Source organism: Kitasatospora sp. NPDC058478 (assembly GCF_042720345.1).
GTDB lineage: Bacteria > Actinomycetota > Actinomycetes > Streptomycetales > Streptomycetaceae > Kitasatospora.
On sequence record NZ_JBHXML010000008.1, the window covers coordinates 64,068 to 88,451 of the forward strand.

The 24,384-nt window shown below is 69.6% G+C and carries 29 protein-coding genes; 28 read left to right on the forward strand and 1 reads right to left on the reverse strand.

The features are described from left to right. Nucleotides 1-68: 68 nt before the first annotated feature. The 16 genes from ACFWPT_RS06545 (at nt 69) to ACFWPT_RS06620 (ending at nt 11,555) form a co-directional block, all read left to right on the forward strand. Nucleotides 69-374, forward strand: coding sequence for a hypothetical protein (locus ACFWPT_RS06545; protein ID WP_380480024.1), 306 nt, complete (start codon nt 69-71; stop codon nt 372-374). Between the two features lie 75 nt (nt 375-449). After that, nucleotides 450-752: a hypothetical protein gene (locus ACFWPT_RS06550; protein WP_380480026.1), complete on the forward strand. Its 303-nt coding sequence runs from the start codon at nt 450-452 to the stop codon at nt 750-752. Nucleotides 753-912: 160 nt separating this feature from the next. Continuing rightward, nucleotides 913-1,368 (forward strand): hypothetical protein, encoded by a 456-nt coding sequence (locus ACFWPT_RS06555; protein ID WP_380480028.1) that lies wholly within the window; start codon nt 913-915, stop codon nt 1,366-1,368. Next, complete coding sequence (locus ACFWPT_RS06560) at nt 1,365-1,838, forward strand: hypothetical protein (protein WP_380480030.1); 474 nt, start codon at nt 1,365-1,367, stop codon at nt 1,836-1,838. Before ACFWPT_RS06555 ends, ACFWPT_RS06560 begins: the two co-directional genes overlap by 4 nt. Nucleotides 1,839-1,864: 26 nt before the next feature. Continuing rightward, nucleotides 1,865-2,005 (forward strand): hypothetical protein, encoded by a 141-nt coding sequence (locus tag ACFWPT_RS06565; RefSeq protein WP_380480032.1) that lies wholly within the window; start codon nt 1,865-1,867, stop codon nt 2,003-2,005. 30 nt (nt 2,006-2,035) lie between these two features. Continuing rightward, nucleotides 2,036-3,148, forward strand: a complete 1,113-nt coding sequence (locus ACFWPT_RS06570; protein ID WP_380480034.1) for a PP2C family protein-serine/threonine phosphatase — start codon at nt 2,036-2,038, stop codon at nt 3,146-3,148. Between the two features lie 129 nt (nt 3,149-3,277). Then, on the forward strand, nt 3,278-3,556 hold the full coding sequence (locus ACFWPT_RS06575; RefSeq protein ID WP_380480036.1) for a hypothetical protein: 279 nt from the start codon (nt 3,278-3,280) through the stop codon (nt 3,554-3,556). A gap of 55 nt (nt 3,557-3,611) precedes the next feature. Continuing rightward, a complete protein-coding gene (locus tag ACFWPT_RS06580; protein WP_380480038.1) occupies nt 3,612-4,322 on the forward strand; it encodes a hypothetical protein in 711 nt (236 codons plus the stop codon). Nucleotides 4,323-4,385: 63 nt separating this feature from the next. Beyond that, nucleotides 4,386-4,733: a hypothetical protein gene (locus tag ACFWPT_RS06585; RefSeq protein WP_380480040.1), complete on the forward strand. Its 348-nt coding sequence runs from the start codon at nt 4,386-4,388 to the stop codon at nt 4,731-4,733. 74 nt (nt 4,734-4,807) lie between these two features. Further along, nucleotides 4,808-5,158, forward strand: a complete 351-nt coding sequence (locus ACFWPT_RS06590) for a hypothetical protein (protein WP_380480042.1) — start codon at nt 4,808-4,810, stop codon at nt 5,156-5,158. Nucleotides 5,159-5,183: 25 nt separating this feature from the next. Beyond that, entirely contained in the window at nt 5,184-5,837 is a 654-nt protein-coding gene (locus ACFWPT_RS06595) for a hypothetical protein (RefSeq protein ID WP_380480044.1), read from the forward strand. Continuing rightward, a complete protein-coding gene (locus ACFWPT_RS06600; RefSeq protein ID WP_380480046.1) occupies nt 5,837-6,433 on the forward strand; it encodes a hypothetical protein in 597 nt (198 codons plus the stop codon). Before ACFWPT_RS06595 ends, ACFWPT_RS06600 begins: the two co-directional genes overlap by 1 nt. Before the next feature lie 98 nt (nt 6,434-6,531). Then, nucleotides 6,532-7,248, forward strand: a complete 717-nt coding sequence (locus tag ACFWPT_RS06605) for a hypothetical protein (protein ID WP_380480048.1) — start codon at nt 6,532-6,534, stop codon at nt 7,246-7,248. 133 nt (nt 7,249-7,381) lie between these two features. After that, a complete protein-coding gene (locus ACFWPT_RS06610; protein WP_380480050.1) occupies nt 7,382-8,473 on the forward strand; it encodes a tyrosine-type recombinase/integrase in 1,092 nt (363 codons plus the stop codon). Next, on the forward strand, nt 8,470-10,980 hold the full coding sequence (locus ACFWPT_RS06615; RefSeq protein ID WP_380480053.1) for a tyrosine-type recombinase/integrase: 2,511 nt from the start codon (nt 8,470-8,472) through the stop codon (nt 10,978-10,980). Before ACFWPT_RS06610 ends, ACFWPT_RS06615 begins: the two co-directional genes overlap by 4 nt. Beyond that, entirely contained in the window at nt 10,977-11,555 is a 579-nt protein-coding gene (locus tag ACFWPT_RS06620; protein ID WP_380480055.1) for a DUF6262 family protein, read from the forward strand. The genes ACFWPT_RS06615 and ACFWPT_RS06620 overlap by 4 nt, the downstream gene beginning before the upstream one ends. 106 nt (nt 11,556-11,661) lie before the next feature. On the opposite strand, the gene ACFWPT_RS06625 is transcribed toward ACFWPT_RS06620, so the two are convergent. Next, the gene (locus ACFWPT_RS06625) at nt 11,662-13,056 is read right to left on the reverse strand and encodes a sporulation protein (protein WP_380480057.1); all 1,395 of its coding nucleotides are present in this window, start codon (nt 13,054-13,056) and stop codon (nt 11,662-11,664) included. Nucleotides 13,057-13,385: 329 nt separating this feature from the next. On the opposite strand from ACFWPT_RS06625, the gene ACFWPT_RS06630 reads away from it, so the two are divergent. From ACFWPT_RS06630 to ACFWPT_RS06685, 12 genes are all read left to right on the forward strand, one after another. After that, nucleotides 13,386-15,152 carry an asparagine synthetase B family protein gene (locus tag ACFWPT_RS06630; protein ID WP_380480059.1) on the forward strand — a complete coding sequence of 589 codons (1,767 nt, stop codon included), beginning with the start codon at nt 13,386-13,388 and terminating at the stop codon, nt 15,150-15,152. A 28-nt stretch (nt 15,153-15,180) separates the two neighbouring features. Next, nucleotides 15,181-15,618: an NUDIX domain-containing protein gene (locus ACFWPT_RS06635; RefSeq protein WP_380480061.1), complete on the forward strand. Its 438-nt coding sequence runs from the start codon at nt 15,181-15,183 to the stop codon at nt 15,616-15,618. A gap of 73 nt (nt 15,619-15,691) precedes the next feature. Next, nucleotides 15,692-17,011, forward strand: a complete 1,320-nt coding sequence (locus tag ACFWPT_RS06640; protein ID WP_380480063.1) for a UDP-glucose dehydrogenase family protein — start codon at nt 15,692-15,694, stop codon at nt 17,009-17,011. A 186-nt stretch (nt 17,012-17,197) separates the two neighbouring features. Continuing rightward, nucleotides 17,198-17,593: a hypothetical protein gene (locus tag ACFWPT_RS06645; RefSeq protein WP_380480065.1), complete on the forward strand. Its 396-nt coding sequence runs from the start codon at nt 17,198-17,200 to the stop codon at nt 17,591-17,593. Between the two features lie 324 nt (nt 17,594-17,917). Then, nucleotides 17,918-18,754 (forward strand): hypothetical protein, encoded by an 837-nt coding sequence (locus ACFWPT_RS06650; protein ID WP_380480067.1) that lies wholly within the window; start codon nt 17,918-17,920, stop codon nt 18,752-18,754. A gap of 58 nt (nt 18,755-18,812) precedes the next feature. Beyond that, on the forward strand, nt 18,813-19,676 hold the full coding sequence (locus tag ACFWPT_RS06655) for a hypothetical protein (RefSeq protein WP_380480069.1): 864 nt from the start codon (nt 18,813-18,815) through the stop codon (nt 19,674-19,676). Between the two features lie 17 nt (nt 19,677-19,693). Then, nucleotides 19,694-20,134 (forward strand): hypothetical protein, encoded by a 441-nt coding sequence (locus ACFWPT_RS06660; protein WP_380480071.1) that lies wholly within the window; start codon nt 19,694-19,696, stop codon nt 20,132-20,134. A gap of 62 nt (nt 20,135-20,196) precedes the next feature. After that, the gene (locus tag ACFWPT_RS06665; RefSeq protein WP_380480073.1) at nt 20,197-20,757 is read left to right on the forward strand and encodes a hypothetical protein; all 561 of its coding nucleotides are present in this window, start codon (nt 20,197-20,199) and stop codon (nt 20,755-20,757) included. Further along, nucleotides 20,754-21,344, forward strand: a complete 591-nt coding sequence (locus ACFWPT_RS06670; RefSeq protein WP_380480075.1) for a hypothetical protein — start codon at nt 20,754-20,756, stop codon at nt 21,342-21,344. The genes ACFWPT_RS06665 and ACFWPT_RS06670 overlap by 4 nt, the downstream gene beginning before the upstream one ends. Nucleotides 21,345-21,353: 9 nt before the next feature. Beyond that, a complete protein-coding gene (locus ACFWPT_RS06675; RefSeq protein WP_380480077.1) occupies nt 21,354-22,247 on the forward strand; it encodes a DUF6349 family protein in 894 nt (297 codons plus the stop codon). Nucleotides 22,248-22,270: 23 nt separating this feature from the next. After that, entirely contained in the window at nt 22,271-22,591 is a 321-nt protein-coding gene (locus ACFWPT_RS06680; RefSeq protein WP_380480079.1) for a hypothetical protein, read from the forward strand. Nucleotides 22,592-23,421: 830 nt separating this feature from the next. Further along, the gene (locus tag ACFWPT_RS06685; protein ID WP_063347471.1) at nt 23,422-24,375 is read left to right on the forward strand and encodes an SPFH domain-containing protein; all 954 of its coding nucleotides are present in this window, start codon (nt 23,422-23,424) and stop codon (nt 24,373-24,375) included. The last annotated feature ends 9 nt before the right edge of the window (nt 24,376-24,384 follow it).

A 24,384-nucleotide genomic window follows, 5' to 3' on the forward strand; every position in this document is an offset into this window, starting at 1 on the left:
TAATGAGTATAGAATCTAAGCATGGCGAAGGGGGGGAATGGCCTCCCCTCCATCGAAAGGAACTTCACATGTTCACGCAGCTCGCCCAGGACACCGCCAAGCTCATCCACAACCCCGGCATTCAGGCCCGCGCCATCCTCAACTCCGTGTACGTGGACGTCACCCCGGACGACGAGCGCACCGTGAAGATCACGTTCACCCCGGGCTCCACTGCCGGCTGGGTGCGGGTCGACTTCACGCTGCTCGACGTGAGGAAGGCCTCCCTCGACACCTCCAGCGGCGAGTGCGACGTCACCTCGATCGCGAACGCGACTAAGCAGCTGCACAACACGCTCTTCGACGTGATCGAACTCTGGTACACGCCGGTCGCCTGAGGCCTCGTAGGCCCGGGGGCCGCACGCCGGCGGTCCCCGGGCCCAATCCCCTGCCATGACGACCCGGAGAAAACCGTGCTCCTTCGCGTGATGATCGCCGCCGCCCTCATAGCCCCGGCCCCGGTTGCTGCGCAGCCTGTCGGATGGCGCGTCGTCATCCACATCCAGGGCCCCGGGATGAGCATCGCCCGGATCATGCCCGAACCCCTGTGTGCGAGCACCAGCAACAACCTCACCGAGTCCCTGCTCGTCGACGGATTCGAGTCCTACGGGGTGATCGCCCCGACCGGGGCGGACGCGGCCGCCAGGGTCCGCTACCTCTACGACACGCACGCCGAGCCCTCGCCGGACGAGGCTCCGCCCGCAGCCGACTGCTGAACATCCCCTGGGCCGAGTGGCCCGGCCCGCAACTACAGGGAGTACTGCCATGCCCGTGAGCGCGCCACGCTCTGACCGTCGAGTTCGTATCACCGCTGGTGGAAGCGCAGACTGTCTCGGCACCATCACCGACGAGATAGGCCCGTACGGCCCCTGGGCCGTGACCCTCGACGGCGACACGGCCCGTGGGCCCCTGGCCTACTGGCCGCACGAGCTCACCGCTGCTCCGCCCAACGCGCTGCTCGTCACCCCCGCCGGCGACGCCGTGCCGGTGAACCTGCCGGTCGATCCGGCCGCCTGGCTCGCCGCGGTCGAGCAGCACCTCGGCGGAAAGGCGGAGTGCACCCACTACACCGCCACATGCCCGCACGACACGCCCGTGGTCAGCCTCGCTGTCCTGGAGGACAGTGACGGCATGCCGGTGAACTACTACGCCAGCCTCGCCTTCAACGTGCTCCGGCACGACGCCCCCCGCACACTGAAGGGCCCTGCCCTGCTCATGGGTCCCGCTGGTAAGGACGGGGCGCCCACGGACCTTCACAGCCGGCAGCGCGTCGCCCTCGAACAGCTGATGAGCGTCTTGCGGGCCGAACTCCGCATCCCGACCGAGACGTGAGGATCCGCATCGACCTTCACATCGGCCTCGACGCCGAACGGTGGGCCGACGAGGCGGGCGCTGACCCGGGGGACGCCGCGAGAGACGCATGCTGGTACATCAGTGACGCCCGCGACTGTATCCCGCACTTCGGGGAGGACGGCTGCCCTGCCTTTCTGCGGGCCCTGCCCGGATGGACCGAAGAACAGGACATCCTCGGCGCGGTGGAGATCCGCACCCTGTGGAGGGCGGAGTGCCCGGCGGCCGACTGGATCGCCTGGCGTGAACACCCAGGCCCGTACATCAGCGGGCACACGGTGCCACCGGGAAAGGCCCGGGAGGACCTGGCCCGCATCGCGGTCGAAGGACTGGTCGGCATGTCCTTGCTCGCAGACGCCCACGCGGTCATGACCCTCACCCGCCCGTGGGAGCAGGTCTACGACAACCACTGGCGCACGCACCCAGAACGTCGGCGCCGCGTCCCCTGCTAGCTCACCACGGCGCGAAGGCAGGACCGTTGCTCGTCGCCCTGCAATCCATCACCTGCCCGCGGTGCACGTTCACCGTCGAACCCGGCGACCCTGTCGGCCTGATCGACGGCGAGCTGTGCTGCGAGGACTGCACCTACGCCCACCAGTGGGCCACCACCGGGCTCTGAAGGGGCCCATCAGAGAAGGAGGGCTGAACCATGCCCAACAGTACTTTCGCGCTCGCCGTCGACCCGGACGGAACCCAGGACGAGATGTTCCAGCCGTCGTATGGCGTCGAACAGTTGGAACTGCTGTCCCGGAACCTCGGCGCGGGCTACTCGTCGCTGCCGATCGGCGGGTACACCGTGCACTGCGGAACCCGCTCGAACGCCGAGGAGGCCAACCGGTACGGGCAGCAGATGTGGACCAGGCTCGCGGGCGGCGGACGGGCCCCGTTCTTCCGGGGCGCCGTGTGGATCACCGGCCGCCGGCGCCCCGACGGCACGTACCTGCCGCTCGACCGGGTCGACCTCGACCGCCTCTCCGAGGCCGCGAACTCCCGTCAGTGGGCGCGCCCGGGCGGTCTCGTCATCAGCGGGGCGCAGCTGCAGGGCCAGCGGGACAAGCAGTGCGACGCCCTCGCCGTGCACCGGGACCGGGCCAGTGGGGTGTGGTCGTTCGTGGTCTGCGACGGCGTCGGTGACACCGAGGCTACGGCCGCGTTCGTGCAGCACGTCACCCCGCGCCTGGCGCGCGTCGCCTCGCGGACGGGATCTCCCGGCGACGCGATCCGCACGGTCCGGGCCGAACTGCCCGACTGGCACCGGCGCTCCGGCCTGGAGGGCGAGCCCACTTCGACGGCGGTGGCGGCGACCTGGCATCCCGACTGGGACGAGGTGCGCATCGCCTGGTCCGGTGACTCCCGGGCTTACGTGTTCAGCCCGTCGGGGCGCCGTGAGCAGGCCACCGCGGACCACAACCTGGCCGCAGTGAAGCTGCGGTGCGGCAAGCCGCTGCACCGGTGGGACCACAACCTCCTGTTGTCCGACGTCGGGTACGGGGACATCGGGGAGCGGACCGTTCACCGGGACGCCGTCGACACGCTGCTGCTGTGCACGGACGGCGCCTACCACCCTCTGGATAAGGACGGCAGCGTGAGAACCGCCATCGACTGGTACGCGTACGTGACCCTCGAACACTCCCTGATCAAGTCCACGGCCGGGGAACTGGTCAGCGATGCCGTGGAGCGGGCGGTGAGTGACTTCCGCAAGGGGAGTGGGGAGCTGGCCGACAACGCCAGCGCCCTCATGGTGGCTCTCCCGGCGCGCTGACCTGCCAAAAGGCGGCGGGGTCCGCCCTTTGAGATCTTCCCGGGGGAGTGGACCCCTATCTAGAATGAGTATAGAATCTAACTGTAAAGGGAGGGGGAGAGGCCCCCACCCGCCAGGGAGGGAACCACCGTGAACGCGCTCACCGCCGCCGCCGACGAAGCCCGCTACTACGCCTGCCTCGCCCGCTCCCGCGCCGCCCGCGCCGAGCAGGAGATCCACCGCCTCACCCTCTCCGTCGCCGCCCTCGCCCTCGACTCCGTCGCCCGACTCCTGAACCGCCCCGACCGCGAGAGCGCCGTCCTCGACAACCTCGCCATCGCCGAGAACTACGCCACCAGCCACGACGCCGGCCCCGGCGCACTCCCCGGCGGCTTCTCCCTCGCCGTCCTCGACTACCTCACCGCCTGACCCAACCCGCCCTGGGGCCCGGCCACCGGCCGGGCCCCAGTAGATGGAGAACGCGATGCCCACCACCCCCACTCACACCCGGCCCCTGACCGGCGAACGCGTCGACTTCGACCTGAGCGACCTGGCCGAGTACACCGCAGGACTGCTCGGCCCCACCTGGCACGCCGAACGCCTCACCCAGGACACCGCCCGGGCCCTCGACCTCGACAAACGTCTGACGGCCATCCGAGACCGCGCGGACGGCTTCACCGTCACCTTCGAGCCGATCCCACCCGACTGCTGGGACGACATCGACCCGCTGGCCATGAAGGCCTGCGTCTGGGGCGACCTGGCGACGACAAGTCGCCTCCTGCTCCCGAGCTTCGACACCACCCTCGCCGAGACAGCCGGACAGGCCACCGCCGCCATACGCGACCTGAGGTCCCGATACCCGGCCGGCGCCACCTTCCCGGCCGACGCGGCCGTCACCGCGCCCCACCACCACCAGCGCGCCGCCGCCACAACCATCCGAGCACACCTCGACGAAGGCCCCGATACGGCCCGCACCGCCCACCAACTCCTCGACGACGCCGTAGCCGTCGCCTGGGCGCAGCGCCCCGCAGGCCTCCACGCGCTCACCTTCCCCCAGTACCGGCAGCTAGTACGCGCCGCCCACTTCGCCGCCCTCCTCGCGCGAGCCTTCGACCTCGGCCACGCCGACCACACCGGCGACCTCGCCGCCGAGATCAACACCGCGCTGCTCCTCGACCCGCAGCTCACCCGCTGACCACACCACCCAGCCCCGGGACGAACACCCCGGGGCGATCACCACCACCAACCGGAGAACACCTTGACCACCGACATCGCCTCCGTCTCCGTCGTGGGAGTCGAGATCCGAGGCCCCGAGCACCACCAGCTCACCATCCTCGACGCCATCACCTCGACCGACCCGACCAACATCGGCGCCGTCCGCGGCGCCTTCAGCCTGGTCGAACACGCCGTCACCATCGGCTGGGCCATCCGCCCCGACAGCACCCACGCCCTCACGTTCACCCAGTTCCACGAGCTCGTCCGCGACCGCTACTACGCCGACCTCTACCGCCAGGCCCTCGCCCTGAACGCCGGCTTCGACCGGATCGCCGAGGTCGCCTCGGACATCTCCGTCGCGCTCCTGACCGACCCGCAGCTCAACCTCTGATCGACCCGCCGGGCCGGGCCGCCCGCCGGCGGCCCGGCCTCCAGCCTCCTACCACCACGAAAGGCCTGACGACCATGACCGTGACCATCACCATCTCGATCACCGCCACCATGACCCCGCCCCGAACCGCCGCCGAGGAACTGGCCTTCGTCCCCGAGCAGCACGTGACCCGCGTCGCCTCCCTGATCATTGGCCACAGCGCGAGCCCCGACCTGGTCGACCGCGCCGTCACCGTCGCCTGGGCCCGCCGCCCGCCCGTCATGCGCGGCCTCGACCTGGGCCGCTACCTCGACACGGCACGGCACTTCCACTACGACGTGCTGTTCCACGCGGCCCTGGACCTCGACGGCGACCTCCGCAGCGTCAGCGCCCTCGCCGCAGTCGTCGAGACCGTCCTCGAAGGCAACCCCTACCTGCGGCGCTGACCAGCACAGCCGAACGGAGCACACCATGACCACGCCCGAACCCACCGTCGCCGCCGCTCTGGCCAACGCCATGACCACCCTCACCGGCCTCGGTGCGATGCAGGCCGCACTGCAGGACGAGCCCGCCCGCCTCGACCTGATCGTCAACCGCGACGTCCTGACCGGCCGCACCAAGATCCACGGCTACCTCGAAGGCCGCCGTGTCGCGCACGCCGAGGTCCGCTTCAACCCGGACGAGCCGCGCCTGCACCTCCACGTCGTCGACTCCGGGACGGCCAACGAAAGCCGCCCCCACGCATGGGCACAGACCGTCGAGGGCGCGCCCGGCGCCCCCGAGCCCGTCGCGCAGCACCTCGCCGAGCTGGCCCGCGAGTACCACCGCCCCCACCGGGGCTGCGAACACTGCGGCGTCCACGGCGACCTGCCGACCGCGCCGCAGTGGACGGTCGTCCTCGACGAGCACGCGGAGATCGCGCAGATCCGACAGGGAGTCCTCAGCAAGGCCGAGGCGCGCGCCATCGGCGACGCCGGCAACGCGGTCTTCGTCGTGTGGGCCTACTCCCTGCCGTCGGCCCACGAACGGGCCGTGGCCGTCCTCGACGACCTCTTGGACCACGGCACGGACATCCCCGACCACCACCTGGTGGACAGCGAGGCCACCACCGGGAGCGGGCACTGATGAACAGCACCACCGACGAGGCCCTGCGCGCAGAGAGCACCCGGCTGCGCCTGAACCCGCAGATCGAGCGAGCCGCCCGCGCCGCGCTGGACATCGTGCTCGCCAGTGCCTACGACCATCGGCCGGAGGAGAAGCAGGCGCTGAGCCCGGAACAGTACGAGGCCCAGCTCACAGACGAGGCCGTCGTGGCGGTCTACACGTACACCGCGTTGCATCTGTCCGGCCAGTACGCGCGCGCCGCCGCCCACGTCCTCCACACCCTGGACCGCGCGCTGGCCGTTCCGCCGTCCGGCCCGCCCGCCGCGCCGGCGGGTCGGCCACGCGCCCGGATCGGGTGGCCCCGCGGCGGCGTCTTCCATGCGGAACCGGGCCTGGCCGACATCATGCCCGGCCTCGAAGCTGAGGTGCGCGACGCCGCCGAGTACCTGAACGGCTTCGACTACGGGCGGGCCGACACCATGACCCTCGCGATCGCCTCCCGGCTCGCCGGCGGCGGGTTGATCGGCAGTACCTACGCCGTGGCCGTCGCCCGTCACCTCGTCGAGACGCAGGCGCAGCACCTCGGAGACGGTGCACGGGACAAGTCCGCCGACTGACCCCCTCCTCTCTTCCTCGCACGTCCACGCGGCCCGGCCGGTCGCAGTCCGCCACCGGCCGGGCCTTTTTCATGCCCAGAAATAAAGGACAAACCGTCATGAAGCGGTCTCAGCAGATGGACCTGTTCGCCCCGCGCCCCGACGAGGACGACGAGCTCGACTTCTTCCAGCAGAAGGCGGAGCCCCGGCCGCGCCCGGTGCTGACCGCCGTCCCGGCGTCCGCCACCGTCCCCGCCGTGGACACGGCCCCGCCCGCACCGCCGACGAAGCTGAAGCCGAAGGCCCGCACCATCCTGGTGCCGTTCGGAACCCGCCCGCACGAAGCCGCGCACCTCATAGCCGAGGCCGCCGCCGACGCCTGGCACCGCCACCACGGCGGCAGCCGGATGGAGATACCCGTCGGCGTGGTCGCCGCCCTCTCCCTGTGGCCGCTCAAGGGCCCCGACGCCCCGAAGCAGGCCGACTGGATGCTCGGCCTCGATACCAAGGACCTCGTCCAGATGATGCGTGAGTGCTGGGCCCACTGGTGGATGTGCCGCCCCGACCTTGTACAGCGGGCCGCGCCGATCGCCACCTGGACGGAGGAGCCCCTGGGCAAACACGAACTCGCCTGCGTGAAGGCCGTCGCCCACGCCGCCATCACCAACGGCCTGCTCGACCTCACCGGCTCCAGCGACCCCTACGACCACGCCGAGTTCGACCTGATGTCCTGGATGATCACCGGCCTGCGCAGCAGGGGCGCGACGAAGGGCCTGGGGGAATACCACACCCCGCCGGAGATTATCTCTAGTCCTCAACAGATCTCTGGCACGTGAGTGCTGAGCGTCGATTCCCATGTCTCTGAAAGGTATCCACTAGGTGTCTGGCACCTCTGTTACGTCTGATGACATAGCCCCTCCGTACACGGCGGAACGTGCGGTTGACCCCAAGACAGAAGCGGCCCGGTGGGTGGTGATCTCGGCCGCCTACGAGTTGCACATGGAGGCTTGCGCCTTCCTCGCCTCTCTTCGGAGGGTGGACCGGTCGGTCAACACGGAACGGGTCTATGCGGGCCGGGTCGCGTTGTACTTGTCGTACTGCGCGACGCACGGATTGGACTGGAAGAAGCCGGGGCTGCCCGCGCTGGCCCGGTTTCTGTACTGGCTGGTGGAGGACCCGACGCCTTCGAAGGGGCGGAAGCCCGGCCTGGAGCCGCGATTCCGCTCCAAGGCGACCGCGAACCAGATCATGACCACCATCTGCGGGTTCCTTCAGTTCTGCGGCCAGCAGGGCTGGGTGTCGTCCGAGACGATCGGCCAGCTTTCCGAGCAGAAGTACCTGGGCTACATGCCGCCCGGCTACGACGCGGGCGAGGACGGCCAGTTCCGGACTGTCAGGGCCAAGGCGATCAAGTTCTCCGTGGCCGTCGAGGGCTACGAATGGCTGAATGCAGAGCAGTTCGCGGAGCTGGTCGCGTTGACGACACGGGCCCGTGACCGCTTCCTGGTCGTACTGCTGGGCGGCACCGGCATGCGGATCGGTGAAGCCCTGGGCCTGCGCCGGGAAGACATGCACTTCCTGTCGAACTCCTCGGCCCTGAACTGCCAGGTGGCCGGCCCGCACGTCCACGTCCGGCGCCGGAAAAACGTCAACGGCGCCCTGGCCAAGGCCCGCTCTCCCCGCTGGATCCCGGTGACGGCTGAGCTGGTGACGGCCTACTCCGAGTACGTCCACGAGCGCGACGCGGTGGCCGAGGCCGCCGACAGCGACATGGTCTTCGTGAACCTGTTCCGGGCCCCGTTGGGCAAGGCGATGACCTATCACAACGCCAAGGATCTCTTCGACCGCCTGGCGGCCAAGGCCGGTTTCCCGGCCCGGCCGCACATGCTGCGGCACACGGCGGCGACCACCTGGATCCGCTCGGACACGCCGCGGGATGTGGTGCAGAACCTGCTGGGCCACGTCTCGCCGTCGTCGATGGAGCCGTACATCCACGCTACGGACACGGACAAACGCGAAGCCGTGGAACGGGTGGCGGCGATCCGCAGGAGCCAGGCATGACCGGGAATCTTGCGATCGTCCTCCCCATCGGCGAGGACGAAGGAATCGATCTCGGTCCGTGGGCCGAATGGCTTCGCACACAGCTGGCGGAGGACTGGCGGCCGGGCGAGTGGGACAGCGAAAACCTGCTGTTCACAGGGGACTTCGAGAATCCGAACACGATCGCCTGGCGATGCCTCACCGAGGCATGCGGCTCGATTGAAAAGGTCCGCAACCGCCGCTGCAAAACGTGCGACCGGGCTTTCCAGGCCAGCGGAATGAGTGCGGACGAGTTCCACAAGACGTTCGTGCCGACCGTCAACCGCCGCTACACCGAGGTTGAGCGGTGTGTGGTGGAGCGGGACGGGAAGCGGTGTGCTCGCGAGCGGTCCACGTGGGGGCTCTGCCGAAGCCACGCGACCCGGTGGATGGCGGCCAGCCGCACGAACAAGAAGCTGTTCGCCGGCACGCTCGAAGAGTGGATCCGGGACGTGGCTCCGCCCTTCGACGAGTGGGCACGATGCCTGGTCAGGGGATGTGAACTGGAGGGCTCGCCTGGTCAGGGGCTGTGTCGCATCCACACCCGGAGGTGGAAGGACCACCGAGAGACGGCTGATCTTGCTCGTTGGGTGGAGCACGAGACGCCCTACCTGGCCATGCACCAGTTCTCGTTGGCGCCGCTGGGGCCGGTGGCTCGGCTGGAGGTGCTCTACATGCTCCAGCAGCGGGAGGCCCGGAATCAGAAGATCGAGCCGTCAGCGATTCGCCCAGTGATCCAGCGGCTCGCGGGGATCGAGAGCGTCTTGACGGCGGACCGTGACCGCGTCGACCCGGCAGGGTGGAAGGCGTCCAATCAGTCGGCCCACCTGCGGGAACTCGTCTGGGTTGTCGAGCGGGGCCACGAGCGGTTCCTCGGTATCGAGCCCACGGACAAACTCGTCTGGGACATGACGGCTGTCGGCCATCAGTCCGCCTACCGCAAGGCGGGGCCTCCCGGCGTTCGGTCGACCAAGGTCGACTTCTCCACGATCAAGCAGATGTGGCTTCGCGAGGCGGTGATGGAGTGGGCTCGCTCGACCCGGCCCAACAGCAAGCGGTTCCGGCACCACGTGTCGGCTTGCCTGGTCGCGTCGAAGGCGCTGGGGAGGCTGCCGGGCGGCGGCATGGACCCGGTCGCCTTGCGGTTCGGTGACATGACCGCGGTGGTCGAGGACTTCCGCATGCTGACGGACGACGATGGTGAACCTCGCAGCAACAGGTATCGCCGGGACTTGCTTGCCGGGTTGTTCACCGTGCTGGACTTCGGCCGCAGCGCGGGCATCCTGGCGACCCTCTCGGGCAGCTTCGGCCGGCACAAGTCGCACCGGATCGTGGTGGACGAGTCGAACGAGGACGAGATCGGCAAGGCCGTGCCGGAGTCGGTGATCCGCCAGCTTGATGCCCAGCTCGGGCTCTTGGGTCAGGGCATCTCCTACGGCCCGTGGGCCGCCGAGGAGGACGTGATGGCCATGTTCCAGACGGCCTACCAGGTCCTGCGTGACACCGGCCGACGGCCCAGGGAGGTGCTGAGCCTGCGGCGTGACTGCCTGGAGTTCACCGGCAGTGACTGCTTGTTGATCTGGAACAACTACAAGGGCAAGCGGCTGCGGAGACGTCTGCCGATCACCATGGAGACGGCACAGATCATCCAGGAGTGGGACGGGCGCCGGAGCGAGCTGAAGCTCGCACCGTCCGGCAGTGCTGCCTTCCTGTTCCCGGCCATCAGCGACGTCAACCGCGACCCGCACCTAACCACGGGCAACTTCGCGCGGGCCATGCGCAAGTGGGTCACCGAGATCCCGGAGATCCACTCGGAGGGCACCGGGCAGGACGGGAACCCGATCCCGTTCGACCGGGAGAAGATCTACGCCTATGCCTTCCGGCACTCCTACGCTCAGCGTCACGCAGACGGCGGAGTGGCCATTGACGTGCTCAAGGAGCTGATGGATCACCGAAGTGCCGAAACCACGGCCCGGTACTACAAGGTGTCCCTGAAGCGGAAGCAGGAGGCCGTGAAGAAGATGCGGCTGCATGTCGTGGACCGGCACGGGAACCCGGCGCCGATGGCCTCGAACCGGGCCTACGAGCTGAGGTCGGTGGCGGTCCCGTTCGGCGGCTGCACGGAGCCGTCCAACGTCAAGGCCGGCGGGCAAGCCTGCCCGATCCGCTTCCAATGTGCTGGCTGCGGCTTCTACCGTCCCGACCCGTCCTACCTGGCCTCGATCGAGGACCAGATCCGGGACCTGAAGGCGGACAAGGAGACCGCCGTGGCCATGGACGCGGCTGAGTACGTCATCCGCAACCTTCAGGACCAGATCGACTCCTTCAAGAAGGTCGCCACGACCATGCGCGAGCAGATCGAGAAGCTGCCCGCCGACGAACGAGAGGCCCTGATGGAGTCGGTGAAGATCTTGAGGAAGACCCGGGCGGCGGCGGGCCGGGCCATGCTGCCGCTGACGGTGATCAACCGCAAGGAGTCCCCGGCATGACGGCCAAACGACGCCCGAGCGAGGTGCTGGCGGACGCCCGCCGCAAGGACAGCCGCGAGAAACGGGCCAAGGTGCTGGCCGTGGTGGAGCAGATGATCGCCCGCGGCGACGCGGTCACCTTCGCCTCCGTCGCCAAGACCGCCGGGGTCTCGAACTGGCTCGTCTATGCCGAAGGAGTGCGCGAGCACATCGAGACCGCCCGCACACAGCAGGCCGGGAAGGGCCGCCGGGACCGTCAAGAAGGGCTGTCACCGAGTGCGGCGAGCCTGCGGACGGACCTGGAACTCTCCCGGCAGGAAGTCACCGCCCTGCGGGGCGAGCGAGACCGCCTCAAGGCCGCCTTGCAGCGGCAGCTGGGCCAGCAGCTCGATCAGATCGGCTCCGCCGACCTGATCGCGCGGGTCGAGGAACTGACCCGGCAGAACGCGGAACTGGCCTCGGAGCTGGGTGACCTGCATCTGGTGAAGTCCGAGCTGGAGGCCAAGGTGGAGGAACTGGAAGACGACCTCGCCGCCGCACGCAGCAGCCTGCGGCGGATGATCCGGGCCGAGAACAGCGGTCCGGCCCTGGCCTGAGCCAGAAGTCCGTACGCCGTGGTGCACGAGGAAGTCGTACGCCGCTGGGGACGTTCGCCGGTACTTCCCCCCCCTCGAGGACGGGGGGAAGTACGGCGAAGCGTGATCAGGCCGCGATGCCGAGTTCGGTGCGGGTGCGGTGGAGGAAATCGCGGACGGCCGGCTCGCGCCGCCAGGGGGCGAGGGCGGTGTTGAACTCGCGGACGTAGTCCTTGGCCCGGCTCGACTGGACGCGGGCGAGGATGTCCACGGACCGGTTGCCCAGGTCCAGGCCGTGGTCGAGGTCGCGGGCCTGGAGGTGGGCGGTCCCCACGATCGCCAGCCGCATCCCGACCGAGCGGGTGAACACCCCGGACGGCATCGCGGCGGCCCGCTGGTTCCAGGCCAGGGCGGCCTTGGGGTTCTTCAGGTCCCGGAAGACCTCGGCGGCGTCCGCCGACAGCCTCGCGTGGTGATAGAAGTCGATCCAGGCGGGCTCTGAGCCGCTGGCAGCGTCCGCCTGGCCCAGGAGGTCCTCGGAGGCCGCCAAGGCCCGTGAGGCGGCCCTGGCGTCCCTCTCGCGGGCATGGGCACGGGCCTCGATGAGCTTGGTGAACGCAAGAACCCGTGGGGCGGCCTGACCCTTCGCGCGTTCGAAGGCCCCCTGGGCCATATCGACGGCCTCGGAGCCGAAGCCCCGCAGCAGCGACTGCATGGCCATGGTGGTCAGGACATAGCAGCCGAGCTCGACGTCCCCGCCCGCGCGGGCCAGGCGAAGGGCCTGGATGAAGTGCCGCTGGGCAACGTCGTGCTGGCCGACGTCGAAGGCCGTCCACCCGGCCAGGCGGGACAGCTCGGAGGTCACGGAGAACAGGTCCCGCCCGACTGCGTCGGTGAAGGAGCCCCGCAGCAGCGGGGCGGCCCGTTCCTGGAGGCAGACGGTGACGGAGTTGGCCTTCCAGTTCCCGCCGCCGTATTTGGAGTCCCAGCGGCGGGCCTCGTCGGCCGCGTCCCGGAGTTCTTCCAGATCGGCCCGGCCGACCTGCTTCTTGCCGCCGGCGACGTCGGCCGCCTCGTCGGCGGGGGTGACCAGCCAGCGGGTCACGGGGGTGCTGAACGCGGAAACGGCGAAGCCGGATCCGGTTAAGAAGTCGCGGCGGTTCACGAAACTCCAGAACGACGTGGCCACTCGGACCGCATCAGCACGGTCCCGCGGGAAATCCAACCCCACATCCGCGTCCGGTGTCTCCGCATCGCCCATACCGATTTCAGACAGAGACACCGGACGGCCGAGCCGTTCGGAGATCGCCTGCGCGAGGAACGTGGGCACCGGCCACTTGGGGATCATGCCCCGCTGGCACCAGTTCGCGATGGAGGTATGCGAGTAGTCCGTCGCCAGCCCGGCCTGCTTGGCGAGCTGGTTGACCCGCAGGGCCAGAGACTTGTGGCTCGCGCCGCTGGTCTCGATGAGCCGGTCCAGGTCCGCGTTCGGCGGACGCTTCCGGCGGCTGGTCGACGCCACCCGAATCCCCTTTTCCACCAGGTCAGCAACGATGTTGCTGACGAGGAAACGCCACGGGGCCGGATGCTCGACAGGGCATTTCCGGTCGGCGCATTCCGGCTGGGCACGGGAAGCCGCACGCGCTTCCCGCGTCTTGAGGCACTGAGGGTATTGCCCTGGGGACCCTGAGTGAACCTGCTTTGCGAGTTGTGAGCCCCCCTGCGAGCCCTGCCAGGCATGAGGGCCCGGCGGGTGTGATGAGGGCACAGGCCGCCGCCGGGACGCCAGGAAGGGGCTCCCGGCGGCGACCGCCGTCAGGCACCACGACTTCACGCTCGGGGGTGAACCAGATGTGCGGAATCGCAGGACTGGCCGGAGGCGACGCTCTCCGGCACGAGAAGACCGTCGCCGCGATGGGCGACTCGCAGCACTACCGCGGCCCGGACGGCACCATGCACGCCGCAGCCCGGGACGGGCGGGCGGTGCTGGCCATGAACACCCTCCTGATCGTCGACCCACAGGCCATGCCCGGCCCCTACCTGGACCGGGACACCGGGATCCTGCTGGCCTTCAACGGGGAGATCTACAACTGGCGGAGCCAGGCCGCCGCCTGGGGCATCGAGATCAGCGAGCGGGAGTCGGACGCCCACTTCCTGCTGCGGGCCTGGGCCAAGATCGGCCCGTCCTGCCTGGACGGACTGGACGGCATGTTCGCCATCTCCGTCTATGACCCGCGGACCGCGAAGCTGTTCCTGGCCCGCGACCGGCTCGGGGAGAAGCCGCTCTACTGGCGCCTGGACGGCGGCCGGCTCGCGTTCGCCTCCGAGGTCACCACACTGACCGGCTACGGGCCGGCCCCGCTGGTCTTACGGCCCGAGGTCACCGCGATCGAGACCCCCGTCGGAGTGGACACCCCGTTCCAGGGCATCCAGCTGCTGGCCCCGGCCACGCTGCTGACGTTCGACGTCACCACCGGGTCGATCGACCAGATGACCTGGTGGCACCTGGAGGACCGGGCCCCGTTCACCGGCACCTACGACGAGGCCCTGGCCAGGTTCTCCACGATCCTGGCCGAGCAGATCCCGCTCAGGTCTCCGGCCTGCGACTTCGCCCTCCTCCTCTCCGGCGGGCTGGACTCGGCGGTGCTGGCCTACCTGATGCGGCCCCCGGTCTGCGTCACGGTCCGCTACCCGGGCCAGGACCGCCTGGACGAGTCCTCCACGGCCGCCGTGATCGCCCGGGACATCGGGGCCGAGCTGGTGGTGGTCGAGCCCGACCACCACGACTTCACGCAGGCACTGCCGCACATGATGCGAGCCCTGGACTACCCGATGGGGAACGCGTCCACGTTCTCCGAGCACATGGCCTACCGGAAGATCGCCGACCTGGGCCTGCGGGTCGTGATCGGCGGGCTGGGGCCGGACGAGTTCCTGATGGGCTACGTCCGCCAGGCCCTGGTCCTCTTCGGCCCCGACGCCGTCCTGAACGCCGGGCTCGACGCCTACCGGCCGCTGGCCGCCAAGCTCATGCACACCGCTGGCGAACCCCTCGACCCGGCGGAGGCCGTCACCCGGCTCATCCTTCGCGGCCCGGACCCCGACGGCCGCCTCCGGGACATGGTGGCCGACGCGATGGCCCGCGCGGGCGGGGACCTGGCCCGCGGCCTGACCCTGGCGGACCTGGCGACGGCCTGGAGGCCGCTGGTGATGACCAGCGACAAGCTCGCCTCCGCCTACGCGCTCGAACGCCGGTCCCCCTACCTGGCCCGCGACCTGGTCGAGCTGTCCTACCGCCTGCCGGTCGAGCACAAGATCACCGACCCGGCCCAGGGCAAGCGGATCCTGCGGGACGCGGCCAAGGCACTGGGACTGCCCCGCGAGGTCTGGGCCAGCCGGGACAAGCTCGGCTTCGCCTCCCCGGTCCCGTCCTGGCTCAACGACAACCTCGCGGCCTGGGCCGACTCCCAGATCCGCATGGCCCTCACGGACGCCCCGCCGGGATTCCGCCCCCTCCTCGAGGGGGGTTTGAAGCCCGGCGACCGCTTCGACCGCACCCGCATGCAGGCCCTCATGGCAGCCGCCTGGTTTTCGGACCAGACGGTGAGGGCTGCCGCATGATCCCCAACGCCGTTACTACGGTGAGGGGATGCACTCCGAGAACACCGCCATCGAGGAGCCGGCCGCCGCCCGCGGAGCCGTCGCGATCATCACCAACCGCCGCGGCGAACTCCTCCTCCACCTCCGCGACGACCTCCCCCACATCGCCTGGCCCGCCCACTGGAGCCTGCTGGGAGGCGGCTGCGACCCCGGCGAGGCCCCGGCCACCGCGATCGTCCGCGAACTCGACGAAGAAGCCGGCCTGGCCGCCGACTCGCTGACCGAGCTGTTCGAGATCACCGACCACCGCGGCTCCGGTCAGATCATCACCTTCTTCGCCGCCACCTGGGACGGCGACGAGACCCGCCTCCCGCTCTCCGAGGGCGTCAAGCTCCAGTTCTTCGCCCCCGAGCACCTCGACATCCTCACGATCCCGCCGTTCATCCGGGACGGGATCCACCGCTATCTGGCCGCCGGGCCCTCCTGACCACCCCGCCCTTCCGGGCGGGGCAACGGTGGGGCCGCCAGCGGCGGCCCCACCCGAAGGGACGACCCCGAGCATGAAGATGACCGTCATCGGATGCGGCTACCTCGGCGCCACCCACGCCGCCTGCATGGCCGAACTCGGCCACGAGGTCCTGGGCATGGACTCCGACATCGACAAGGTCCACACCCTCAACTCCGGCCGGGCCCCGTTCTTCGAACGCGACCTCGACGGCCTCCTCGCCAAGCACACCGCCTCCGGCCGACTGAAGTTCACCGCCTCCTACGGCGAGGCCGCCGACTTCGCCGACCTGCACTTCATCGGGGTGGGCACCCCGCCGCAGGCCGGCAGTGACGCCTACGACCTCACCCACCTGTTCGACGCCGTCCGCCGCCTGGCCGCCGGCCTGACGACCCCGGCCGTCGTCGCGGTGAAGTCCACCGTTCCGGTCGGCACCGCACCCCGCGTCGCCGAGATCCTGCGTGAGTACGCCCCCGCCAAGGACCTCGTCGAGGTCGCCTGGAACCCCGAGTTCCTCCGCGAGTCCTTCGCGGTCGACGACACCCTCCGCCCCGACCGGCTCGTCCTCGGCTTCAACACCACCCACTCCTGGGCCGAGGCCCTGCTGCGGCAGGCGTTCGAGAAGATCATCGAGTCGGGGACGCCCACCATCGTCACGGACTGGGCCACCGCCGAGCTCGCCAAGGGCGCCGCGAACTCCTTCCTCGGCACCAAGATCTCCTTCATCAACGCGATGGCCGAGGTCTGCGAAGCCTCCGGCGCCAACGTCGCCGAGCTCGCCGACATCCTCGGCCACGACCACCGCATCGGCCGCCACGGCATGCGGCCCGGCCTCGGCTTCGGCGGCGGATGCCTGCCCAAGGACCTCGCCGGATTCATCAACCGCGCCGACGACCTCGACGCCGGCCCGGCCGTTGGCATCCTCCGCGAAGCCGCCGCCGTCAACGCCCGCCGCCGCCAGCGCGTCATCGACCTCGCCCGCGAAGAACTCGGAGGCGACCTCCGGGGCAAGCGGGTCACGGTCTGGGGCGCCGCCTTCAAGCCCGAGACCGACGACATCCGCGACTCGCCCGCCCTCGCCGTCGCTCAGGCCCTCCACGACCTCGGCGCCGCCGTGACCGTCACCGACCCCAAGGCCCTCGACAACGCCCGCAAGCTCCACCCCGAACTCGACTACGTCGAAGACCCCATGGCCGCCGTCGATAACGCGGACCTCCTCCTCCACCTCACCGAGTGGCACCACTTCACCACCATCGACCCCAAGCGGCTCGCCACCCGCACCACCACCCCCAAGGTCATCGACGCCCGCGGGACCCTCAACACCGACCAGTGGCGCGAATCCGGCTGGATCACCCGAAGCCTCGGTCGCGCCTGACCAAACCGTCCGCAGAATTCACCCTGAAGGAGCCGTCGCCGATTCGGCGACGGCTCCTTCACACGTCTGTCCAGCCGCACGCGACGCGCAATTCAGCCCGCCCGTCCCTCACGTCCCTTAAGCATCGTCAGGCCGCTCAGCTGCACCAAAACTTGACTACCCTAGATAACGGTCGTCTGCGACCTCATGGCCCGCATGCAACTCGGCGACTGCTCCGACGTCAAGCCCGGCTACGCCTTCTGCGACCCCGCCGGCGGCACCGGCGGGATGACTCGCGCCGCCGCCCAGATCCTGCGCGAGCACCAGATCGACCCGGCGGCGATGCGCTGGCACCTGAACGACATCGACCCGATCGCCGCGGCGGGAGCTGCCGTCAACATGATCCTGTGGGGCCTCGGGCCGAACACCACGGTCTGGCGCGGGGACGTTCTCGCCCAGGGCGACACCGAGCGCCGCGCCCTGGAGGAGAAGGCCGCGATCTTCAAGCACCGCGACAGCCTGCTGGGCGGCGTGACGATGATCGCCGCCATCGGCAGGGCCGAGGCGATGATGGCCGGAGCGGTGGCGGACCAGGCGGCCTGATCCGGGGGAAATCGAGTAGACACCCAACCTTTATGAGTATAGAATCTAATTACAAGGAAGAGGGGTCCGGGTGATTGGGCCCAGCGGGGGGAGCCTCCCGTGGCAGCCGCCACGCCCTCCGGCATCGCCTCTTTGGACAGGTCTTCACTGAACTCCGGTTCGCGGTCGCCTGCTTCCGCCCCTTCGGGCGCGAGAGTGGCCCTCGACTGTCGAGGCTGTCGACCCGGCCTGTCGCCCCAAGTGGCCCTCCATGCCAAAAGTGAGTATTAAATCTAATGATTGGGTGGGTTGGGAAACCCCGACCCGCCCACCAAGGAACCCACCATGATCCTCACCGCATCCACCCTCGCCACCGCCTTCGAACACCTCGCCACCCACCTCGACGGCTACACCCCCACCCCCCGGCCCGACGACGACCCCAACGTCCAGCGCCTCACCAACACCGACGGCCGCACCATCGGCGCCCGCACCCGCATCGAGAGCATGACCCTCCAACTGTGGATCACCGCCCCCGGCATCCGCCCGGGCGAGCCGCGCCCCATCCGATCCGGCCCCCTCCAGCCCGGCCGCAGCTACCACACCGTCATGCACCTCCACGGCCTCGACGGCGACCCAGCCCAGCTGATCCACAGCGCCCTCACCCGAGACCTCCTGCCCGCCTTCGACACCAAGCCGTTGTGCATCGGTCACCGCCCCTGGGAGGCCGCCACCAGCGGCGCCGACGACCAGCCGGCGGACACCACCCCGCCCACCCCGGACGCCAACCCCGGCCCGCACGTGACCGCCCCACTGGTCGAAGCCGACACCGCCACTGAGCAGACCGACACCACGGCAGACACCTCCGACCCCGACACGCCCCCGGCCGACGAGGCCGCCCCGGCCGCCGACGAGCCCGCGCAACCGGCCACCCCCGCCAACACCCCCACGCCGAAAGCCAAAGCGACTCGCAAGCGCACCGCCAGCACCCCCCGAGCCCGGCAGACCCCGGCCGACAAGACCCCCCGCACCCCCAAGACCGCCACCAAGACCACCGCCACCAAGACCACCGCCACCAAGACCACCCGCACCCGCAAAGCGACGGCCAAGACCACCACCGCCACAGCGGACACCCCGGCCAAGACCACAACGCGCACCCGGCGCAGCACCAAGACCACCGCCTAACCAGCAACCAGCCCCGGGAAAGGGCCGAAAACTCCCCCGGGCCAGCCAAGGAACCGCGATGAACTCCACCACCCTGCACGAACTGATCACCACCGGTCTCCACCGGCGCGCTGTCACCGCAACCCAGGACGGAGACGACCTCGGCGGCAAGCGCAGCTGGCTCACCATCAACCTGCCCGACGGCACCGCCATCTGGACGTCCGACCACGACGGCAGCGTCGACACCAGCCTCGCCGAAGCCCACGGACTCTCAGCGATCCACCACCTCGGCGACCCGTACGACGCCCAGCCCAGCGAAGAGATCACCCTCTTCGACCACAAGCTCGACCGCAGAAGCAACAGGGCCAAGGCCCTCGCCGACATGGTCGACACCATCGCCACCTACGTCACCAACTGGCCGAACAGCCCGGCAGCCCGCCACCCGGAGCGCCGCGTCACCAACGGCATCATGAACCTCCCGACCAGGCTTCTACGCCGCGGCGACGTCATCGTCCACACCGCCACCGGCCACGAATCCGTCGTCACCACCGCCCGACACCTCGGCCGAGGCGAGTACAAACGCACCGCCCGCACCATCACCCCGGCCACACGCGGCCCCATGACCAGCCTGCCCACCACCTGGTGGCAGTTCCCCACCACCCTGCGCCACAGCGGAAGCACCCTCGTGCCCGTCGCCGCGCACCGCCACGTCGACCCCGACACGCTCCCCAGGATCCCTTACCCGCCCGTGCCCGCCAGCTTCGCCGACGGTGATCACGTCGTTCACGGCGACGTGATCTGGGAGCGCATCGACGGCGGCTGGTTCAACCACATCCGCAGCCCCCACACCCAACCGGCCAGCGACGAAACGATCCTGCGCCTGTTCACCGAAGACTCCTTCCTGCGCAGCGGCATACCCGCCCACCAGCCCGCCGCAAACTGACCCCCAGGGAACCGCTGATGCTCGACCTCGCCACTCCCCGCAACGCCGCCTCCGCCCGCAGGGCACTCGCACGCGTCGAAGAACTCGAACTCACCCCCCTCGGCCCCTACCCCGGCAGCGACGTCCACTGGCACCTGCGGTGCGGCCGAACCGGCTGCGACTGGACCGGCTACCTCTTCTACAGCCACCTGCGCGCCAGCCGAGGACACAACCGCCGGCACGTCGGCTGTACCGGAACCCCCGGCACCTACAGCGCCCGACTCGCAGACACCGACCTCGCCCAGCGGCTCGCCGACCTGTTCCCCGACACCGAGTTCACCATCACCACCCCGGAGAAGGGCCGGACCGTCACCTGGACCGGACACCCCGACGGAGCCCACCTCGCCGCCCTGATCGGCGACAGCCAAGGCATCCTCCTCCGCCGCCTCCCACCGGATTCCGGCAAGCCCAGCACCTGACCACCCCGGCCGGGCAGGCACGCCACCTGCCCGGCCCCGGCCGCCCGGAGGAAACCACCACCGTGGAGATCGACCTCACCAACCTGCCCCTCGACCTCGTCCCCGTCATCATCGCCAGCACCCGCCGCGAGCTCGAACAAGCAGCCCCCGCCATCCCCGAAGCGCACGCCCGCGACGCCACCCGCATCCACCACCGCCACCACGGCAACGGCTGGGCCTACGTCCGCTGGACCCACATCAACCACAACGGCCGCACCATTCACAACAGCCGCCACATCCTCACCAACGACCCCACCCACCGCTGGTGGTCCATCCCCATCCACTCCCGATCGTCGTACTACCAGTTCAACCCCGACACCGGCCGCCCCGTACACCACTCCGCCCGCCCATACCCACACCCCGTCACCCCCGACAACACCGACCCCCTCAACCTCTGCCCCCACTGCGGCTCACGCGGCCGAACCCCCGTCCGCTGCACCCGCGACGACCCCGACCGCCACCACGAACAGCACCGCTACCCCGACGGACGGCCCTGGAAGTACACCCACTGCCCAGCCGACTGCACCCCCATCACCGACGAACACCGCCTCTTCACCCCGCCCACCACCCCGGAGCAGCCATGACCACCCCACCAACCCGCCACACCTACACCGGCCCCACCGACTACCGCACCAACGACGACTGGTTCCCCGGCCCCCACGTCACCAACGCCCCGATCCTCGCCGTCACCCCCATCCACTTCGAGACACCCACCCGCCCCGCCGTCCGACTCCTCCTCGCCAACCCCCACACCCACGGCCCCCGCCAACTCACCACCGCCGAATGGGGCACCACCACCGACTGGCACGTACACCCCGACCACCGCCAACAACTCGCCGAAGCGATCGTCACCGCGCTCACCGCCGCCGCACTGCCCGCCCACCTCCACCACCTCCCCGACGGCACCCCCTGCGCCCTGCTCCACCTCCGCCGAGGCCGGCACCGCTACCAGCAGCTCGCCGTCGTCATGACCGACACCCTCAACTGGGCGATCTACCACCATCCCACCGCGAAGCCGACCGCCAAGCCGTGGCCCAACACCCGGCCCGACGACGCACCTACCCGCGTCCGGCACCTCTGCCTCATCCTGGGCGCCCAGATACTCCCCACCAGCCCCACCGACGCCATACCTCGTGAACCCGCCCAACCCGCAGACCACCGGCAAAGGTGAACCGCCACCGTGCTCAACCTTGACGACCTCCGCCGACGCCTCGCGACCCCACTCGACACCCAACCCGGGCCGCCAGCCACCGCCGGGCAAGTCCTGTGGCACGCCATGGTCGCCGCCGGCCACACCCCCGCCGTCCACGACCGAAGTGCCGGACGCGCGATCACCCTCGACCTACCCGACAACACCGGCATCTGGATCACCGAGCAGGCCGACATCACCCACCCGCCCGACGACCACGAATCCTGGACCGCCATCCACCTCTACGACCCCAACGAACCCGGCGCCTACCACCTGATCTACGAAGGCGCCGACCGCCGCGGTCTCACAGCCGACACGGCCGCCTGCGTCAAAGCGATCACCGCCTGGACCGCCGCACACACCGCGACCGGCGCCGTCGCCCGGCACAACGCCCACCTGGCCCTACCAAGGACCACCCCACGAAACGCACGCCGAGCCACATGGCAACTCAGCTACGGACACCCCGGCTATAACGGCATCCGACCCGCCACCCCCACCGGCCGACACACCGCCACCCGCCTCGACCGCTGGCCCGACGACAGAGGCGAACGCCGCGGCGCCTGCCTCGCCTGCCCCTGGGAGGGGCCTATCCGCCGCCGCCACAACCACGCGATCGAAGACGCACTCGACCACACCCACCCCGGCTGGCGAGATCTCCCCGTACTACCCCAGACCGCCACCAGAAAGAGCGGCGCCCAACTCCGAGCCCACCGCGACGCCACCTACCCGTCCGGCTGGTTCGACAACGGCGGCCCCAGCAAGGTCCTCACCACCACAGCCAACGACCGGCACGAAGCCGGTAAAGCCCCCGGCGGCGGCTACCTTGTCAAGGTCCACCAGCCCAGACGCCCCGAAGACACGCCACAGCAGCTCAGTCTGCTCTGAACCCGAACGCGAAAGCAGCCGACATGACCGACACCCCTGAACTCGAAACCCTCCGTGCAGCACTCCGCGAGGAACTAGAGCTGCTGTGGGGAGACCTCCTGAACGCCACCGACCGAGCCCTCGACGGCACGTGGTCAATGGAATGCGACGCGCTCGCGACACGAATCACCAAGATCACCTTGCTCATCGGCCCGGCCAACTGGAAGCAGGTGCCCATGACCGCCGTGGAGAACGGCCTCTACGAACAGATCCACGCCGCCATGGGCATCAGCGCCCCAGTCGACCACCAAGAACTCGCCCAGACCAGGGCCCGTACCGGCGTCAACCAAGCTTGCCAGCAGTAGACCATCCTCTGACCCGTCAACAGGCGCTCGCTGGCCACCTCCGCTCGCTCGGCAGCACCCGGCTCGACCGATGAGACGACTACACCAAGATCGGCAACTTCTGCCCCGGCATCCTTGGTCCCGACGGAGCCTGCTGGCCGGTAACCCCCTGTGACGGCTGGCCTGTCGAACGCGAAGCATTCCGAGTGCGTAGCCGTTGCGATAATCTCGCTGTACCAAATATCTGGCGGGGTCCCTCATACCGTCGGATAGGAGGCGCAGGAGGGTGCTGGTGCGGTAAGGCAGTCCCTTGGGGGCTGGTTCTCGCCAAGGGAGTCGGCGCAGGTCAGCCGCCCGGCCGCTGGCGTCTGCTCACTCAGTCCGGGGACTTTGAGGAACCTGTGGGGAATGGGCGGTGGTGAAGGCCGGTGAAAGCCGGTGAAGACCGAAGGCCGCCCAAGAGGCCAAAGGGCCTCTGACCTGGAAAAACAGGTAAGGGCAGTGAAGGGCGAAGAAGGCCGATCGAACTGCTGATGGGTCTCATAATCCCTTGGTCGTGGGTTCGAGTCCCACCCGCCCCACCTCAGCCACTGATCGATCGTTGGATCGATCATCAGACAAAACAGTGGCTTGATCTGGCAGAACGGCTCCAGTTCCGGTCGGAACTGTAGAGCATCGGCCAGCCGCTCAGGGCTCGGCGCGCTGAGATTCACCCACCAGTGGACATGGCCGGGGTGGGCCGGTTTGCCCCACCCCCAGACGAATGCGGTCCGGTCCCTGGCGCCGTCGGCGCAAAAAGTGATATCACTTTGACAGCTGGATCGGAAAAACTCGCTGGAGGAGCTGGTCTCATGGCCACACCGCGTTCTGCCGTCGACGTCGAAGACGGCCCCGTCCTCGACCTTCCGGCACCCAAGATCACCGAGCGGGTCATCACCGGTGCCGCGGGGCTGCCGGTGCTCGGAGGGACGCTGCTCGGCCTGCTCGCGGGGATCGGGGCGACCATCGTCGGCGGCATCCAACTGGCCGGCGGGTCCAAGGCGTTGGGGATCACCCTGCTGACCGCCGGGCCGCTGGCCGTCCTGGGCGCACTGCTGCTGCTGTGCGGGCTGACCGTGGTCTCGCCCGGCCAGGCGCGGGTGGTCCAGCTGCTCGGCCGCTACCGCGGCACCATCCGTGCCGAGGGCCTGACCTGGCTGAACCCGTTCACCAGCCGCCGCCGGATATCCACCCGGATCCGCAACCACGAGACCGAGACCAACAAGGTCAACGACGCGGACGGCAACCCGATCGAGATGGCCGCCGTGGTGGTCTGGCAGGTCGAGGACACCGCCAAGGCCGTGTTCGAGGTGGACGACTACAGCGACTTCGTCGCCATCCAGACCGAGACCGCCGTCCGGCACATCGCCAGCAGCTACCCGTACGACGCCCACCGCGAGGGCCAGTTGTCGCTGCGCGACGGCGCGGAGGAGATCAGCCGGATGCTCTCCGCCGAGATCGCGGCCCGGGTCGTCTCGGCCGGGGTGCGGGTCGTCGAGTCCCGGATCACCCGGCTCGCCTACGCGCCCGAGGTTGCCCAGGTGATGCTCCAGCGTCAGCAGGCCGGGGCCGTGGTCGCGGCACGGCGGCTGATCGTCGAGGGCGCCGTCGGTATGGTCGAGGAGGCGCTGGACCGGCTCGCCGAGCGTGACGTCGTCGAACTGGACGAGGAGCGCAAGGCCGCCATGGTGAGCAACCTCCTGGTGGTGCTCTGCGGCGACCGGGGCGCCCAGCCCGTCGTGAACACGGGCTCCCTCTACCAGTAAGGCGCGGCG

Excerpts from the sequence above, each read along its gene's own strand:
- ACFWPT_RS06545 (WP_380480024.1), top strand. The coding sequence starts at position 69 with ATGTTCACGCAGCTCGCCCAGGACACCGCCAAGCTCATCCACAACCCC.
- ACFWPT_RS06570 (WP_380480034.1), top strand. The coding sequence starts at position 2,036 with ATGCCCAACAGTACTTTCGCGCTCGCCGTCGACCCGGACGGAACCCAG.
- ACFWPT_RS06580 (WP_380480038.1), top strand. The coding sequence starts at position 3,612 with ATGCCCACCACCCCCACTCACACCCGGCCCCTGACCGGCGAACGCGTC.
- ACFWPT_RS06590 (WP_380480042.1), top strand. The coding sequence starts at position 4,808 with ATGACCGTGACCATCACCATCTCGATCACCGCCACCATGACCCCGCCC.
- ACFWPT_RS06595 (WP_380480044.1), top strand. The coding sequence starts at position 5,184 with ATGACCACGCCCGAACCCACCGTCGCCGCCGCTCTGGCCAACGCCATG.
- ACFWPT_RS06600 (WP_380480046.1), top strand. The coding sequence starts at position 5,837 with ATGAACAGCACCACCGACGAGGCCCTGCGCGCAGAGAGCACCCGGCTG.
- ACFWPT_RS06605 (WP_380480048.1), top strand. The coding sequence starts at position 6,532 with ATGAAGCGGTCTCAGCAGATGGACCTGTTCGCCCCGCGCCCCGACGAG.
- ACFWPT_RS06615 (WP_380480053.1), top strand. The coding sequence starts at position 8,470 with ATGACCGGGAATCTTGCGATCGTCCTCCCCATCGGCGAGGACGAAGGA.
- ACFWPT_RS06620 (WP_380480055.1), top strand. The coding sequence starts at position 10,977 with ATGACGGCCAAACGACGCCCGAGCGAGGTGCTGGCGGACGCCCGCCGC.
- ACFWPT_RS06630 (WP_380480059.1), top strand. The coding sequence starts at position 13,386 with ATGTGCGGAATCGCAGGACTGGCCGGAGGCGACGCTCTCCGGCACGAG.
- ACFWPT_RS06635 (WP_380480061.1), top strand. The coding sequence starts at position 15,181 with ATGCACTCCGAGAACACCGCCATCGAGGAGCCGGCCGCCGCCCGCGGA.
- ACFWPT_RS06640 (WP_380480063.1), top strand. The coding sequence starts at position 15,692 with ATGAAGATGACCGTCATCGGATGCGGCTACCTCGGCGCCACCCACGCC.
- ACFWPT_RS06645 (WP_380480065.1), top strand. The coding sequence starts at position 17,198 with ATGGCCCGCATGCAACTCGGCGACTGCTCCGACGTCAAGCCCGGCTAC.
- ACFWPT_RS06650 (WP_380480067.1), top strand. The coding sequence starts at position 17,918 with ATGATCCTCACCGCATCCACCCTCGCCACCGCCTTCGAACACCTCGCC.
- ACFWPT_RS06655 (WP_380480069.1), top strand. The coding sequence starts at position 18,813 with ATGAACTCCACCACCCTGCACGAACTGATCACCACCGGTCTCCACCGG.
- ACFWPT_RS06660 (WP_380480071.1), top strand. The coding sequence starts at position 19,694 with ATGCTCGACCTCGCCACTCCCCGCAACGCCGCCTCCGCCCGCAGGGCA.
- ACFWPT_RS06670 (WP_380480075.1), top strand. The coding sequence starts at position 20,754 with ATGACCACCCCACCAACCCGCCACACCTACACCGGCCCCACCGACTAC.
- ACFWPT_RS06680 (WP_380480079.1), top strand. The coding sequence starts at position 22,271 with ATGACCGACACCCCTGAACTCGAAACCCTCCGTGCAGCACTCCGCGAG.
- ACFWPT_RS06685 (WP_063347471.1), top strand. The coding sequence starts at position 23,422 with ATGGCCACACCGCGTTCTGCCGTCGACGTCGAAGACGGCCCCGTCCTC.